The following is a 16990-nucleotide window of genomic DNA, read 5'->3' as shown; positions in this document are numbered from 1 at the left end:
TGTTTGGAGTAAAAAATGCTCATTTATGATTTCTGTGTTGTTTTTATCTTAGACGTCTAACCAATTTATACACTTCAAACCATAATACGGATGTGGAAGCGATAATGGCTGCCATACCTAATTCTGCTATATTTAATCCGGTTAAGTGGAAGAAATTAGCCAAAGGGCCAATATATAAGATGGCGAATAACATAATGATAGTTAGGAAGTTAATTATTACAAACAGTATATTCTTATTTTTGAAACTTTCAAACAGGCTGTAATGGAAGGAACGGTTCGCGAGGCTCAACAAAATATTGGCAAAAATCAATGTAGTAAAAACCATTGCTCTTGTTTTTTCTTCGCTACCACCGTTTTGTACTGTATATTGATAAACGAACAATACACCAATCGTTATAACTAACCCCTGAATTATACTGACAACCAGTTCCTTCCAATTGAGGAATGTATCAGTCATTTTCCGTGGCTTTTTCAACATTGTATTTCGCTCCATCGGTTCATTTTCATAGACAATGGAACAGGTAGGACCCATTACCAATTCTAAAAAGATAACGTGTACAGGTGTGAATATTTGTGGAAATTTCCATCCTAAAAACAACGGAAGTGAAACGGTAAGAACAATTGGAATATGAATGGAAATGATATACTGAATGGCTTTTTTGATATTGGCATAAATCCTTCTGCCTGATGCAATGCCGGTAATCAATTTGTCTAAATCATCATTAGTAATCACTAATGCGGCTGCCGCTTTGGCAATTTCTGTTCCTTTACTCCCCATTGCCACACCAATATGAGCTGCTTTGAGGGCAGGACCATCATTTACACCATCGCCCAGCATTGCTACCACTTCGCCTTTCTTTTTTAGTGCATTTACCACAGCTAGTTTTGCATCGGGAAACATCCGCGTAAATAATACTTTTTCTTGGGCAGCCTGCAAAAGCTGTTCTTCTGTGTATTCCATGATATCTTTACCTTCTATGGCTTCAGATGTATGCTTAATTCCTGCCTGTGTAGCGATACTTCTTGTAGTATCGATATTATCGCCAGTAATTACTTTTACTTTGATGCCTGCATCATAAATATGGCGAAAAACTTCTTGTATATTTTTCTTTGGTGGGTCATAGAAAACCACTAACCCTAGGAAATCAAACCTGAAATCTTGTTGTTTTTCAGGAAAATTATTGCCTTCAAAATTTGATTTTGCTACACCTAAAATCCGAAATCCCTGCTGTCCTAAAGTCTTGATAATATTGCGCACCCTATCTTTTTCATTTCCAGAAAGTGTTGAAACATTGAGAATGGCCTCCGGTGCCCCTTTTGCTGCGATAATCCGTTGCTTTTTCTTATTCTCAAAAAGGTGTGTCATCATTGGTGGTTTCCCGTCCAGCGGATATTCGTGTATCATTTGAAATTCTTTTTGTTGGTCGCCTCTTTTTGTTTGCGTATACAAACTGTGTAAGGTTTTTTCCATTGGGTCAAAAGGTACAGGCTCACTGCTCCACATTGCATAGTCAATAAGTGGAGAAAGTGAGGTATTATCGAAATCTGTTTCATTGAAAATTGTGTCAGACTGGTAATTGTAAAGATGCTTTAGCTGCATTATGTTTTCGGTAATAGTTCCAGTTTTATCGGTGCAGATAACCGTTGTACTGCCTAATGTTTCCACGATGTTGCTACGTTTGACAATAATGCCATCACGCATCAGCTTCCATGCCCCCAATGTCATGAATGTGGTAAATGCTACGGGAATTTCTTCCGGCAGGACCGACATTGCGAGTGTTAGCCCGTTGAGCAGGCTATCAATGAGATTGTTCGTATGGTAGTAGTTAACGGTGCATACAATCCCAAAAATAACAATCCCTACAATGGCCATTGCCTTTACAAATCTGCCTATTTGAAGCTGTAAAGGCGAGTTTTCTTCTTTTATTTCCGAAATAGAAATACCAATTTTACCAATGCGGGTGTCTTTTCCAATTTTTTCTACTTTAAATACTGCCAGTCCCGAAACAGTTAAAGTTCCGCTATAAACTTTATTGTCTTCACTTTCGCTGTTTTTGAATACAGAAAGACTTTCACCAGTCAGAGAGGCTTCATTAACGGAAAAATCGTTACTGTGTATAATTTCACCGTCTGCGTTAACCATTTTCCCTTCTTCGATAATGCAGAGATCTCCTACTGTAATTTCATGGGTTGGAATTTCAATTACCTGCGCATTTCGGATAACCTTGCTCAATGGTTCATTCAGTTTTTCTAATGCCTCTAATGCTTTTTTACTTCGGGTATCCTGATATAATGAAATAGCAGAAACTACTGCGATCGACAGAAACATAAATAGGGCTTCACCATAATCACCTATGATGAGGTAAATAATAGAAATAGCAAACAAGAGCATTAGCATTGGCTCTTTCAGTATATCCATTAGTAGTTCAAGCCCAGCATTTTTATTGATACCGTCTATCTGGTTGTAGCCATATTTCTTTCTTAAAGCGGTCACCTCGTTATTATTAAGACCTTTTAGATGGTTGGGTATATTATAAGACATAAATAATTTGATATTAATCTGGGAATATGGTCATTTAGGATATGTTTGTTCGTTATAATTTAATCACTAGTTTTGGATTGTCCGGAACATTATTTTGGTTCAATATTATATAGGTCATCATAAAATTCAACCAGTCTTTGTAAATCGCTGTAAACAAGATCTTTTTTTTTTCGTTTACTTTACTATGAAATTTGCTAAAACTATAAATTTGTAGTAAATTTTATTTGTCACTTCATTTTGAGAATCAGTGTCCTTAATCACGTTTATTTTTTCACAGTATTGACAGAATTTCGACTGCCTTCTATAACATAGTTTTTTTAAGACAAACTTCTGAATTTTGAATTGGCTGCAAAATTACGTGCTGTCTCTTGAGACAGGTGCAGTAACTCCCACTTATTTTAGAAGCTGATACAGTAATATATTTCTTGAATTTTTAATGTAAACAATTATTGCTCTACCATTTTTTAATAATAATTCATTTTGAAATCGATTTTTCTCTATATACTTTTTACGCATCTAAAACCAAGGTGATTAGCTGCGGATCTGACTTCACCTTTTCCTCTGGTTCCAACCATGTAACGTGTGCAATATTGATCAGTGCATAAAAAGGATCCTCCGCGATGTACTCTTTTTATTTGATTTGGATCAGCAGGGTCATTATAAGAATCCGGTCCTTGCGGATTTTTAGTTACCATTCCGCTTTCGCTTAATGTTTTGTAATAATCTATGCTATACCAATCACTAGTCCACTCCCAAACATTTCCGGCCATATCATACAATCCGTATCCATTTGGAGAATATTGTGCAGTAGGAGCGATACCTTTAAAGCCATCTTCTCCAGTGTCTCCATCCTTAATAGGAAAATGCCCCTGATAGATATTCGCCTGGAATTTCCCGTTTGGTTTTAAAGTATTTCCCCAAGTATATAAATTTCCTGTTTTGCCACCACGAGCTGCAAATTCCCATTCTGCTTCTGTAGGAAGTCTTTTTCCTGCCCATTTTGCATAGAAAGTAGCATCTTCATAAGTAATATGTACAACCGGGTATTTTTCTTTTCCTTTTATACTACTTTGTGGTCCATTTGGATGTTTCCAATCTGTACCAGGTTCATAACGCCACCATTGCAGAAAATTATTCAAATTGACGGCAGTTCGAGTAGGAGTAAAAATAACTGAACCTGTAACCAAATCTTCTTCATTAGCAGTTGGAAATTCTTCCTTAGTAGGTTTTTGTTCTGCAACTGTAATATAACCGGTTGCTCTTACAAATTGCTCATATTGTTCGTTAGTTACTTCAGTTTCATCCATATAATAACCATCAACGTAGACTCTGTGTACAGGAGCAGCATCTTTTGTGATTCCTTTTATGCTGCAAAGACTTTCATCTTTAACATTGCTTCCCATTGAAAATTCGCCGCCAGGAACCCAAACCATTCCTTTTGGAGCCTTCCCCGCAGGTTTATACTTATTTTCAATAGTTTTTTTAAATGCTGTTAATACCGTATTGTTTGGATTTACAGTACAGTTTGTTGAGCTAGATATTATTCTTTGTTGTACAAAAGCTGATCGTGTGTAGCGGTAAGTAATCGAAACGATTAATATTGTGATCAGGGTAGAGAGCAAGTAAATTTTTATTTTCATAGTCATAACTTTTTAGGAATGAAAGTTTTAAACTTAAAGATATGAAATTTTGAAATAAAAAAACATTGCAATAAAAGTTTATCTTGGAAGTGTTTTTTTTATGTTTATCAGATTTTTGTTTGACTTTTAAAGCGTATAAACAGTAGAAAAATAATACACTTATTATAGTATAATTATGTTTCATTTTATAAGATGAAACCAAAATAATTTCTTAATATTTTTTGTAAGTAAAAAGATATTGTAATTTTAAAGATATCTAATATTTTTAACTTTATGGTGTAATTAATAACTATTTTTTTACTTGCTATAATTGATTTGTTAATTTCAAGGCTCTAGTCAAACTCATAATTATCACCATTCAATCCAATTTTCAAATCAAGTAGAAAAGCAATATTGAAGATGAAGTTTTGTCTCCAAGTGAAATATCAAGAAGGAAGGAAAATATTTTATGCATTAATTAATGGTCAATGCTTTTTAATCAACGTCTTCAGATTGTTAAACAAAGTTTTATATATATTGAAATAAAGAGGACTTCCTGTGATATATAAACATTTACCTAAAATGGAGTCCGTTAATAAATTTTATTTCAATATAAGAAATATCTCACATTTTGGTTTTTAATTTTCTCTTCTATTACCCAGTAGTTTTGAATGAAAAGATATTAAAACCATTAACCTAAAATCTAAAATTATGGATAGCACAAATGATGAAATCAACAAATGTCCTTTTGACAATGGTCAATTGAGCAACACGTCAAGTGGGGGAACAAGAAATCGTGACTGGTGGCCTAATCAGTTAAAAATTAGTATGCTGAGGCAGCATTCAGCTTTATCCAATCCTATGGGAGAAGATTTTAATTATGCTGAAGCATTTAATAGTCTTGATCTTGATGCATTAAAAAAAGATTTACATGTTCTTATGACTGATTCACAAGATTGGTGGCCTGCAGACTTTGGTCATTATGGTGGATTGTTTATTCGTATGGCATGGCACAGTGCTGGAACTTATCGTATAGGTGACGGACGGGGAGGTGCAGGGGCTGGACAGCAACGTTTTGCACCGCTTAACAGCTGGCCTGACAATGTAAGTCTTGATAAAGCTCGTAGGCTACTTTGGCCTATTAAACAAAAGTATGGAAAAAAAATATCATGGGCTGATTTAATGATATTAACAGGAAATGTAGCTTTGGAATCTATGGGTTTTAAAACATTTGGTTTTGCCGGAGGACGTGAAGATGTATGGGAGCCAGATGAAGCGGTTTATTGGGGATCTGAAAAAGTATGGCTGGGAGGCGACGATCGTTATGGAAAAGGTTCTTCAGGTGTTCCCAAAGATCATGGTGTAGTATCATCTGATGATAATGCTAATGATGAAGTACATTCAAGGAATTTAGAAAACCCTTTAGGGGCTGTACAAATGGGGCTTATTTATGTTAATCCTGAAGGACCGAACGGTAATCCTGATCCTATAGCTGCAGTTAAAGATATCCGGGATACTTTTGGACGTATGGCCATGAATGACGAGGAAACTGTGGCGCTAATTGCCGGCGGACATACATTTGGAAAAACCCATGGGGCTGCTTCATCAGACAATGTGGGAGACGAACCAGAAGCAGCCGATTTGGAAATGCAGGGCCTAGGCTGGAATAATAAATATCGCTCCGGTAAGGGAACAGATGCAATAACAAGTGGATTAGAAGTTATTTGGACCACAACACCAACGCAATGGAGCAATAATTTCTTTGAGAACCTTTTTGGTTTTGAATGGGAACTTTCAAAAAGCCCGGCAGGCGCACATCAATGGATAGCAAAAAATGCAGAGCCTATTATTCCAGATGCCTACGATACTTTTAAGAAACATCTGCCAACAATGTTAACCACAGACTTATCGCTTAGATTTGATCCTGTTTATGAAAAAATATCACGTCGTTTCTTTGAAAATCCTGATGAATTTGCTGATGCTTTTGCACGAGCGTGGTTTAAACTTACCCATCGTGACATGGGACCACGTACCCGTTATCTAGGATCTGATGTGCCCCAGGAGGAACTGCTTTGGCAGGATCCAATACCTAAAGTTGATCATGTGCTAATAGATGCCAATGATACCGCTGCATTAAAGGCAAAAATTAAGACTTCTGGATTAAGTGTATCCCAATTAGTTGCAACGGCCTGGGCTTCTGCATCTACCTATAGAGGATCTGATAAACGAGGCGGAGCTAATGGCTCCCGTATAAGATTGGCTCCTCAAAAAGACTGGGAAGTTAACAATCCTGAACAGCTCAAAAAAGTATTAAGCAAACTGGAACAGATTCAAACAGAATTTAACAATTCAAACAGTGAAAAGAAAATTTCTCTGGCCGACTTAATAGTCCTTGCAGGTTCAGCAGGTGTTGAAATAGCGGCCCAAAAAACAGGAAGGTCCATTACAATTCCGTTTTCTCCTGGCCGTATGGATGCATCTCAGGAACAAACCGATATTGATTCTGTAGGTTTTCTAGAGCCAAAAGTGGACGGGTTCCGTAACTATCGTAAAACAAAACACCCGGTTTTTACAGAAGAACTTTTGATAGATAAAGCTCATTTATTGACGCTTACAGCCCCAGAATTAACGGTGTTGATGGGAGGATTAAGAGTATTGGAAATTAATACTGATGGTACAAAGAATGGCGTATTTACAAATCGTCCGGGAGAGCTTACCAATGATTTCTTTGTAAATCTCCTTGATATGGGGACTCAGTGGAAAGCTTTATCAGAAGATAAAGAACTTTACTCGGGAAGCGATCGTGAAAGTGGCCAGCTTAAGTGGATTGGAACACGCGCCGATCTTGTTTTCGGATCTAATTCGGAATTAAGAGCTATTGCAGAAGTTTATGCAAGTAATGATGCAAATGAAAAATTCTTAAAAGATTTTACAGCCGCATGGAGTAAAGTAATGAACTTAGATCGATTTGATTTAAAATAATTTTTCAAACAAAAAACAAACTAAAAGCGTCTATTAAAGACGCTTTTTTCTTCTTAATTCTTACATGATAGTTTACTTATTTGATATTTTATTTTTTTACTTTCTTAAGTCCACAATACAATTATCTTTGTTTTACCTTTTCTTTCCATATTGTGATGTTTAAGCCTTTAAAAATAAGCCATAAAGTCAGACCTAATTCGGCAACAATACACGGAAATAATAATATAAAACTCGATAACTCCGGAGCCAGGATTGATGCAAAACTATTTGCTAAATAACAAAGACCGGCAATTGTCATTAGAGTTCCCAAAACTTTTGGAAAATATCCTGATTTATAGATTAAATATCCCTCAATCAGACAGACAAAACCAAAAAAGATTAGTCCGACTCCAAAACCATAGCCATGCAATTTTATAGAAAGATAAGCAAGCGTATGCAATTGATCTGGACTGAAAGATTTTAGATATTCAGTATCTCCTAAGAAAAATAAAGCAGCCAGAAGATTTAATTTATTAGCGACCAAAACGGCAGTCTGTATCAAATTAAAAGACAAATTAAGCAAAGCAAGTTCTTTATTTACCGGCTTAAAAAGATAATAAAGTATAATCATCACAGGCAGATCGCAAATTTGCATAATCAAATCGGCACTAATACCCAATCTCCATAAAAAATCAGAATGGATAATATTGTTTGCTGTAGCATTCGCATCTCCTGAAACAAACAATTTATTTCTGACAAAAACTTCAGAAAACAAACCAGTTAGAATAATGACTAAATAGAACAGTCCTGTAATTCTCGCATAAAATTGAGGAGAAGTTTCAATTTTTTTTGGTTTCATATTTTAGTTAGTTTTATAGTAAGACGTTTGTCTTACCAAATTGTTACCAGTGTATGATATTAAGTTTAATGTTATGATTTCTAATTAAAAATCAAATTTAATTTACAAAATTATTCCGCGAGAAGATTCAATTTACTGTTCGTTTATCCAGAAAGGATCCTTCGATACACATAGTTAGCGTGAAGAATAAAAAAAAAGGAAGATTTAAAGTGAATTTTCAGAACATTTTCTTTTTATTAGAATCTATCATAAAGATATTTTAGGTGAATTTGAAATTTTCAATATAAAATAATAGTTTTATAAGCAGATAAAGTCTTTATGAAAATGTCAGTGTAAATGTTGATCATGAAGTGAAAACAAAGAATTTTCCTTTAATGTATGTCTATATATGAATAATTATAAATTGACTTCTTCGGTTCATTTGGTGTTCCTCTTCAGTGCAGTTTACCCCGTCAGAACATAGGTTTATCAATTGGTTTTCACCGTATCCTTTTCCGGTCAAGCGATTTTTTGCGATTCCGTTTTTAATAAGCCAGTTTATGGTTGATTTGGATCTTCGATCAGATAATACCTGATTGTATGGATGTGATGCTCTGGAGTCAGTATACGAGCGAATATCAAGTTTCATATTGGGATGCTGGTTTAAAACATCTAGTATTTTTTCTAAATCTAAAGCGGCTTCGGTGCGGATGTTGGATTTATCCAGATCAAAATAAATCATTTTAATGCCAAAACACTTTCCTAAATCATCTCCAACAGCAACCTGGCAAACGGATTTATCCAATCCAATAGGAAGATTGGTTTTACCTGTTACTTTTCCAATAATAATATCAACTTCTGTTGTTGCATATCCTGTTTTTTCAGCTCTAACTCTATAGGTTTTACCACAGTCAACATCAAAACTATACTCTCCGGTTTTGTTGGAAACTGTTGAATTTTTAATTTTTTGATTTTCGTATAAAGCAACTTTTGTTCCAGGAAGCACAACACCGGTTTCAGAATCTGTTATTATTCCGTTTAGTTCCTGTAGACATTCTAATTTTCTGGTTTCTAAAAATTTGTAGATATCATCAGAACCCAGTCCACCGTCTTTATTTGAACTGAAATAACCTTGTCTGGAAACCGGGTCGATGATATAAGCAAAATCGTCTTTGGGAGAATTAATGTCATTTCCTAAATTCTGAATACTGCTGATGGTTCCGTTATCTTGGATCCGTCCCACGAAAACATCAAGTCCGCCAAGTCCGGGATAACCATCTGAGGCAAAATAAATTTCGTTTTCACTAGTTATGTAGGGGAAAGTTTCTTTTCCTTCCGTATTAATTGATGCACCAAGATTTTGCGGAGTCCCAAAACTGCCATCAGCATTGATGATGACTTTATAGATATCAGACTGACCGATGGTTCCTGGCATGTCAGATGCAAAGTATAAAGTTTTTTCATCCGGACTCAACGCAGGATGTCCCGTACTGTAGTTGTCACTTGTAAAAGGAAGGGCAGTAACTTTTGTCCATTTTTCGTTTTCAAGACTGGCCTGATAAATTTTTATCAGCGTAATTTTATCAGCATCTTTTCCTTTTTTACCGTCCACATAATTATTTCTTGTAAAATAAACCGTTTTTCCGTCTTTGGTAAAAACTGGTGATGATTCATGAAAACGCCTATTGATCTCAGATTTTATTTTGTTTACTTTTGATACGCTGTTGCTTTGAGTATCAAGATCGGCATTGTAAATATTGGTAAAATATTCGCCTGTCCATTTGTGTTTCCTTTGAGAAAAATTCCCTGTATCTCTGGCAGATGCAAAATAGATTTTGTTGTCGTAAACAAAACTTCCGTAATCAGAATATTTAGAATTAATGCCGGCATCTTCAATTTTGTAACGTCCTGAATTAGTTTTAATTCCATCGAGATAATTGATATCTTTCTTGTAAAGTTTTCCTCTGGAATCGTTTTTATATTTGATGCTGAATTCATCCAAAATTTTAGCAGCCTTATCAGTCTGCCCTGCTGATTTTAAAGACTGTGCATATCTGTAATAGTATTCGGCTTCGGGAGTGGTATTGATGGCAAATAACTCACCGTACCATTTGGCAGCTCCTTCAAACTCAGAATTGAAATAATAAGAGTTTCCAAGTTTTTTAAACAAATCTTCAGACTTGTATCCTTTATTGGCCACTCTTTCGTACGTTTTTATGGCGTCGATATAGGCATAGTCATCGTATTTTTTATCACCCAATTTCACTTTTGATTCTTGTGAATAGCCGTAAAAAACATTTAGAATTATTAAGCAGAAAAGTCTGTGATTTTTCATAATACTTGTTTTTAGAAGAAACGGGGTGTTGTCATTTTACCATTGTTTTTGAAGAATTCATACCGCAGGAATATCTCATGAGATCCTGAATTATAATTGTTCAGGTTGGTGGTTTCACGATCGTAACCGTATCCTAAATAAAGTCCGTCTGTGATCTGAAAACCAGCCATAGCACTTACAGAAGCGCTCCATCTGTAAGCAACTCCTACTACAAATCTGTCAACGAACATAAAGTTGGCAGAAATGTCAATCTGAAGCGGTGCTCCTTCGACCATTTTTGCAAGCACGGCCGGTTTAAATTTATAATACTGGTATTTATCCAGATTAAAAACGTAACCTCCCATTAAATAATAATTGATTTTGTCTTTATAGATTGCCACATCATTGTCATCGTATCGGTTGGTTTCGATAAAATTAGGAACCGAAAGCCCAATGTAGGCTTTGTCTGAATGCCAGTAAATACCAGCTCCCACATTAGGAGAAAACTTATTGTTTAAATCCTGAAACTGCGGATCTCCCTGGTCTGCAGGATTTAGCTTGTTGATGTCCAGATTAAATATATTGGCGGTTCCTTTTATCCCAAATGACAGTTTAGAATCAGCGGAAGCCTGAATGGTATAAGAGATATCTGCAGATATATTGTTCTCATTAGTGGGGCCAATTTTATCATTTACAAGCGAAAGCCCGACTCCTAAATTGCTGTTGTTTATGGGAGTGTTTATTGAGAAACTACTGGTTTCCGGCGCACCATCGAGTCCCACCCATTGTGTGCGGTACAATCCAAAAAAACTTAGCGCTCCACGTGATCCTGCATAAGCAGGATTAATACTGATTGTATTATACATATACTGCGTATACTGGGCGTCCTGCTGAGCATAACTTTGCATTGCGGCAAGCAGTACAATATAAAGTAGTAATTTTGTTCCCATAGTTTCTTAATTTGTTCAATACTTTTACATTTATTGACAGGTAATGACCATTGTTCAGAATGGAAAAGATGTCTGCCACATAAATAGTTTTTATAAAGTATCTACTGTTTAGTTAAATATAAATATCCTGCAGTTTTAATAAATTGAGAGTTCCCGGAGAGATTTGGAATTTCATATTCGAGGGTATAAAAATAAGTACCATCCGGAAGAGAGTTATCCTTAGCTATTGTGGCTCTTCCCTGTGAGTATCCATTAAAAATATTTCCTTTTGAATCGTAATTTTCGGTTTCAAAAACTTTAATTCCCCAGCGGTTGTAAATAGTCACCTTGTTGTTTGGATACTTTGTAATGCCGTCAATAAAAAAGTACTCATTATAATTATCTCCATTAGGAGAAACGGCATTGTATATAATTAAATCACCAGTATTGTTGTCTTTTATCCTTGCTAAAGTAAAAGTTCCGTACCCAGAGACATTAACAGATGTTGTTACTGTTTTTTGATTGATGTCTACGGCACCACCCTCATCAATCCATTGTTGCTGTGTTGAATCCCATCTTACAATGTGTATGAGTTCCAATGGTTGTGTTAATATTAAAGACGGGGTTGTATTTTCATCCCAGCTTAAAGTGAGAAGCACATCGGTTCCGTTGATTTTGTCAAAAGTCCAATATTCCGTATTGTCTATTAGATCGATATTGGACGCTTTGCTGCTGTGTGGAAATAGCGGGTCTGAGTTTTCAAAGTAATATTTAGCGGCATAACTGGCTGTAGTCTGTCCGGAATCTGACATGGAGGCAAACCTGAAAAAATTCTTATCACCTACCGGAAACAAAAAGGCAGTACTTCCGTCCTTATATACCTGTCCATCTACATGACTGTCATTTGATGTGTTGATGTGGGCGGCATTTTGAGTAAAAACAACCATTCCTCCATAATCATCTGAATTCAGAATTCCTTTGCTAAAATCAACCTGATCATTAAAAACTGCTGTACCGTAGAGTCTAAAGGCAGGCTGTGTACTACTGTTAGCAAACTTTACTTTTTTTAAATCAATAATTTTACTGCCTTTTATTTCCTGAGATGTTGAACCTTCAAAACGTGTATATCCTTCAAGGGAAGTGTTAAAAGTTGTTATCCAGTCATTGTTGAAGTTTCCTTTAAAAAGAACCTCTCCATTGTTTTCATATTGAGCCATATTTTTATTATCAAAACTACCCAAAACAGTCATAAGTGTATTCGGGCTTACATATAAAACACCTTTATTTACGGTTTTCAAATCTTGTGCAAAAAGAGGTTTGGTAATAATTAGGAGAATAAATATGAGTTGAATCTGTTTCATTTTCTTTTCTTTTAAATTTATTTTACCCTTTGTCTTATCATAGGATTTGAAACGACCTTGCAATCTTTTGTTGTGATAATTGCGGGGGTGGTTGGGACCGATTCACATATTGTTCCTGCAGTTGTGGAGGCAATTGTAATACGGCGATACTGTGTAGTCTTTGTTTGCGGAGGTGGCTGGTAGGTTGCAATACTTGCACCTGCAATGGTCTGCCATGTAGCTGCATTGTCTATGGAAGATTCCCAGCGATAAGTTATGGTTCCCGTTCCCGTTCCATCAGCTGATGAACTGATAAGTCCGGGACTAATACCACTGCATACTGTCTGCGGGCCTGATATTGTACCGGAGACTGGTGTTGGCAGAATTGTTACGCTTATTTCTGCCATGGGACCTTCACATGATCCGTTAACTTGACTTACATAATAGGTATATACTCCTGAAACATTCGTAAGCGGAATAAAGGCATCGTCTGAAGCTATTCCTCCTATATTGGTATACCAGCGTAACGAATTTCCAGTATCAGCTGTAGCGCTAAGAGCTATAGCAGTATCATTCATGCAATATTCTAGTGGACTTACTACAGTTGGGGCAATTGGTGTTAGCTTTAAAGTTGTCGAAACGGTATTATTGGCTGTATTATCGGTAGGGGTTAATATTTCGATATTATTGCCTGTATAACAATTAGCTGATCCAGCACCAGAGCATGCGGCTCTATATGCTACTGTTGAAACATCGGTATAACTGTTTGTTCCTGCAGGAGGTGTTATGGTATAACGTATGGGATAATCAGGTTCATAAACTGTTCCAAGTCCATTCAGGGTCTGATCAGCATTTCCTGTTGGATTACGAGCAACATAATTGTATGTTGTTTGTCCTGCAGCAGGCGTATTTGTAAGCATGTACCTAGTCCACCTGGCTGTTCCGCTACCAAATCCGCCAGGTGTAGTACTATCATCATAAATAAAGCCCGGATCGATAACCTTAGTAATAACCATTCTTTGACCTGTAGTCCCAATACGTCTGTAAATCGCATTCTGGGTGCCAATATTAGCAATATTCAGCTCAAAAGAATTAGATGTATCAATGCATTTATTTTGTGTGATCGTTACAGGTATAAGATCTACATTTTCAGCTAAAACCGGAGTAGAGACAGAAGAGGTATTATTAGTAAGATCTTCATCTGTTATATCCTGTGGATTGGCAGTGGCAGTGTTAACTAAAATGTTCCCAATTGGTATCTGATTTGCTGACAGTTGTCCAGTTACCATAATTTTCCCTGTTGAATTTGCAGCCAGATTTAAACTCCCCGAAAATTCATTTAAAGAAGATGTTGTTGGCAATACTGTACCCGAAAGAAAACCTGAATTAGTAATACTTGTTATTGCAAACATCGAAGAATCAATAATATTACCTTGTGCATCGGTAATTTTATCTTCGAAAGTTATATTGGATAAATCAGCATTTGTATCATTTACCACTTCAATATTATAAGTAATCTCATTAAGACCACTGCCAGTAATGGCTCTCAAATAATCTTTACTGGCTTGTTTGCTTATTCTAAGGTTTCCCGGCGTTGTCATTAAAACATTTCTAACCTCATGATAATTAAACCCTCCTCCTGTAGATCCTGCAAAACCAACGGCTAATAAGGCGGGCGGAATTTCAGTAGTCGTATAACGAAATATTTCTTGAAAATCACCATTCGGAGCCGTTTTCCACCTCGCAACAATATCATAAACACCCCCAGTTGAAGCTGGAATAATTTCAACCTGCACTCTTCTGTAAAACAAATTATCTGTGGGTCTTTGAGCAGTAACAATATTATAATCAACGCCATCGACTACAGGATCTCCAACTTGATTAATATCAACAATATCTTGTGCGGATAAAATTGTTTTTCCTGCCAAAAAGACATTGCTATTAGAAATAGTAGAATCATCTGTAGGACCTCTAAGAGCTATCGAATTGGGCCTAAAACCAGGCCCTCCTGCTTTTGGTCCATCTGTAGGCTGTGAAAAATTACCATATGCATCCAGTCCAATTCCTATATACCCGCCTCTTAAACCTAAAGGCGTTCCATTTGCTTGATGTGGAGCATATCCCAAAGACCCTCCATATCCGCCTAATCTAAATCCATTTGCAGCTACTTCCTGCGCATCAAAAAGAAATACACCAATACCATCTGCTCCATTATAACTATCAGTTGCATCCCGCCACATTGCATATTCAAAATCGAGTAATACACCGAGAGTTGAAGGAAATGATTTATTGATATAGGCATAACCTCTTTGGTTTGCAATAGACTTAGTAAGCCTTAGCCATCCTGCTCCTTTAGGATCATTTATACCTGATGTAAGATATGCCTGCCCCGAAGCTCCGCCTGGACCACCCATGATAAGATCTGGAGCTGTACTGTTTTTAAAATCATCCTTGTAAGTAAATTGTCCTCTTACACCATTACTGAAAATCAACATCATGATATGCATCATCAATAACTTGATCACTTTTTTTCTTCCGATGTTTATTTTATTTACCATTCTTGTAGATTTAAACATTATTCAACTATAAGTGATTCTCTTATTTCCAAAAAAGATGTAACAATGCTAATGTCAATTTAAAATAGAAAGTTCATAACTAACTTTTTCTATTCAACAATGCGATTATTTTTTTAATTAAACCATAGAATTATAACCTACTTTAAAACAAATACAATATTTATATATGAAACAGGAGTGCCAGATCCGATGATGTCGTATGTTAGTATACCTTGTGCATCAATAATTAAATTAGCAAAAACTGCTGGATCATAATAAGTCACATAATAATAAAGATCTGTATTTAAAGGAACGTTAGGGATATCAACTGGAGCACCTGCGCTTTTAACAGTAATGTTTGTAAATTGATTGATGTATTCTTGATGTAAGTTTTTTGTCAGTCCCGTTGAAATGATTGAAGTATCAAATGTCACAGCTGGCATATAAAAAAATCTCGGCATAGCTCCGGAAACGTTTTTTAAAATTCCGTTCGTATCGGTAACTAATAGTTTATCGGTAACTGCTCCAGTCTGCAAACCAGTTATTGCTAATGTATTGACGTTATCAGTACCAATAGTAGTGGGTTTTAGCAAACTTCCTCCCAATTGGACATTTCCATCTTCAGCTGTTAATCCGTTGTCTGCAGAAGTCAAAATAACTACTGCGGGATTTGATGAAATTCCATTTACTGTAGATAATAAATTCCCGTTATTTATCGTTAATGTGTTTGAATTTACAATAGGGGCGCCGCTGCTTGTTATTCCGTTAACAGTCACTGTGGCTGTATTTACTTGAGAGGCATTTGAAACAGTTGTGTTTAGTATTAATGTTCTGATATTCAAAATAGTGGAAACCCCTTTTTCATCAATGTAGGTAATGGTTCCTGCTGTAGTGTCCTGCGAAATGGAAGTCAGGGTCTCAAAATTGGGAATCATAACCGATAGGTCCATATCTGTTGCAGCACCATCCTCATCTGTGTAAGTCAGGATTCCTGTCGTTGGCACAAAAACGGCAGAGGTTAGTGTTTCATGCTGGGCGATTAGGCTTGCTATATTCAAAACAGTGGAAACCCCTTTTTCATCAATGTAGGTAATGGTTCCAGCTGCAGTGTCCTGAGAAATGGAAGTCAGGGTCTCAAAATTGGGAATCATAACCGATAGGTCCATATCTGTTGCAGCACCATCCTCATCTGTGTAAGTCAGGATTCCTGTAGCCGGTGTAAAAACGGCAGAGGTTAGCGTTTCATGCTGGGCGATTAGGCCTGCTATATTCAAAACAGTGGAAACCCCTTTTTCATCAATGTAGGTAATGGTTCCAGCTGCAGTGTCCTGAGAAATGGAAGTCAGGGTCTCAAAATTGGGAATCATAACCGATAGGTCCATATCTGTTGCAGCACCATCCTCATCTGTGTAAGTCAGGATTCCTGTAGCCGGTGTAAAAACGGCTGAGGTTAGCGTTTCGTGCTGTGCGATTAGGCTTGCTATATTCAAAACAGTGGAAACCCCTTTTTCATCAATGTAGGTAATGGTTCCAGCTGCAGTGTCCTGAGAAATGGAAGTCAGGGTCTCAAAATTGGGAATCATAACCGATAGGTCCATATCTGTTGCAGCACCATCCTCATCTGTGTAAGTCAGGATTCCTGTCGTTGGCACAAAAACGGCAGAGGTTAGCGTTTCATGCTGGGCGATTAGGCCTGCTATATTCAAAACAGTGGAAACCCCTTTTTCATCAATGTAGGTAATGGTTCCAGCTGCTGTGTCCTGCGAAATGGAGGTCAGGGTCTCAAAATTGGGAATCATAACCGATAGGTCCATATCTGTTGCAGCACCATCCTCATCTGTGTAAGTCAGGATTCCTGTAGCCGGTGTAAAAACGGCTGAGGTTAGCGTTTC

The 16990-nt window shown here is 36.6% G+C and carries 8 protein-coding genes and 1 pseudogene; 1 reads left to right on the top strand and 8 read right to left on the bottom strand.

Translation table 11 applies throughout. From position 1 onward, the window contains the following. Positions 1 to 43: 43 nt before the first annotated feature. On the bottom strand, positions 44 to 2542 hold the full coding sequence (locus tag RB618_RS11755) for a cation-translocating P-type ATPase (protein WP_308068890.1): 2499 nt from the start codon (positions 2540 to 2542) through the stop codon (positions 44 to 46). A gap of 497 nt (positions 2543 to 3039) precedes the next feature. Then, positions 3040 to 4182, bottom strand: a complete 1143-nt coding sequence (locus RB618_RS11750) for a formylglycine-generating enzyme family protein (RefSeq protein WP_308068889.1) — start codon at positions 4180 to 4182, stop codon at positions 3040 to 3042. A gap of 690 nt (positions 4183 to 4872) precedes the next feature. Here RB618_RS11750 and katG point away from each other — a divergent pair. Beyond that, on the top strand, positions 4873 to 7143 hold the full coding sequence (gene katG / locus RB618_RS11745; RefSeq protein ID WP_308068887.1) for a catalase/peroxidase HPI: 2271 nt from the start codon (positions 4873 to 4875) through the stop codon (positions 7141 to 7143). Positions 7144 to 7264: 121 nt separating this feature from the next. On the opposite strand, the gene RB618_RS11740 is transcribed toward katG, so the two are convergent. The 6 genes and pseudogenes from RB618_RS11740 to RB618_RS11715 all read right to left on the bottom strand — a co-directional run. Further along, positions 7265 to 7981 (bottom strand): DUF4386 domain-containing protein, encoded by a 717-nt coding sequence (locus RB618_RS11740; protein WP_308068886.1) that lies wholly within the window; start codon positions 7979 to 7981, stop codon positions 7265 to 7267. A gap of 382 nt (positions 7982 to 8363) precedes the next feature. Continuing rightward, complete coding sequence (locus RB618_RS11735) at positions 8364 to 10295, bottom strand: OmpA family protein (protein WP_308068885.1); 1932 nt, start codon at positions 10293 to 10295, stop codon at positions 8364 to 8366. A gap of 11 nt (positions 10296 to 10306) precedes the next feature. Then, positions 10307 to 11224, bottom strand: a complete 918-nt coding sequence (locus RB618_RS11730; RefSeq protein WP_308068884.1) for a type IX secretion system membrane protein PorP/SprF — start codon at positions 11222 to 11224, stop codon at positions 10307 to 10309. A 101-nt stretch (positions 11225 to 11325) separates the two neighbouring features. Beyond that, complete coding sequence (locus RB618_RS11725) at positions 11326 to 12564, bottom strand: gliding motility-associated C-terminal domain-containing protein (RefSeq protein WP_308068883.1); 1239 nt, start codon at positions 12562 to 12564, stop codon at positions 11326 to 11328. Positions 12565 to 12581: 17 nt separating this feature from the next. Then, positions 12582 to 15101 carry a hypothetical protein gene (locus RB618_RS11720; RefSeq protein WP_308068882.1) on the bottom strand — a complete coding sequence of 840 codons (2520 nt, stop codon included), beginning with the start codon at positions 15099 to 15101 and terminating at the stop codon, positions 12582 to 12584. A gap of 155 nt (positions 15102 to 15256) precedes the next feature. After that, positions 15257 to 16990 (bottom strand): annotated as a pseudogene (locus tag RB618_RS11715) (hypothetical protein); the annotation flags it as partial.

It is taken from the genome of Flavobacterium sp. LHD-85, assembly GCF_030929595.1.
In the GTDB taxonomy this organism is placed as follows: Bacteria; Bacteroidota; Bacteroidia; order Flavobacteriales; family Flavobacteriaceae; genus Flavobacterium.
This window is presented reverse-complemented; position numbering and strand designations above follow the sequence as displayed.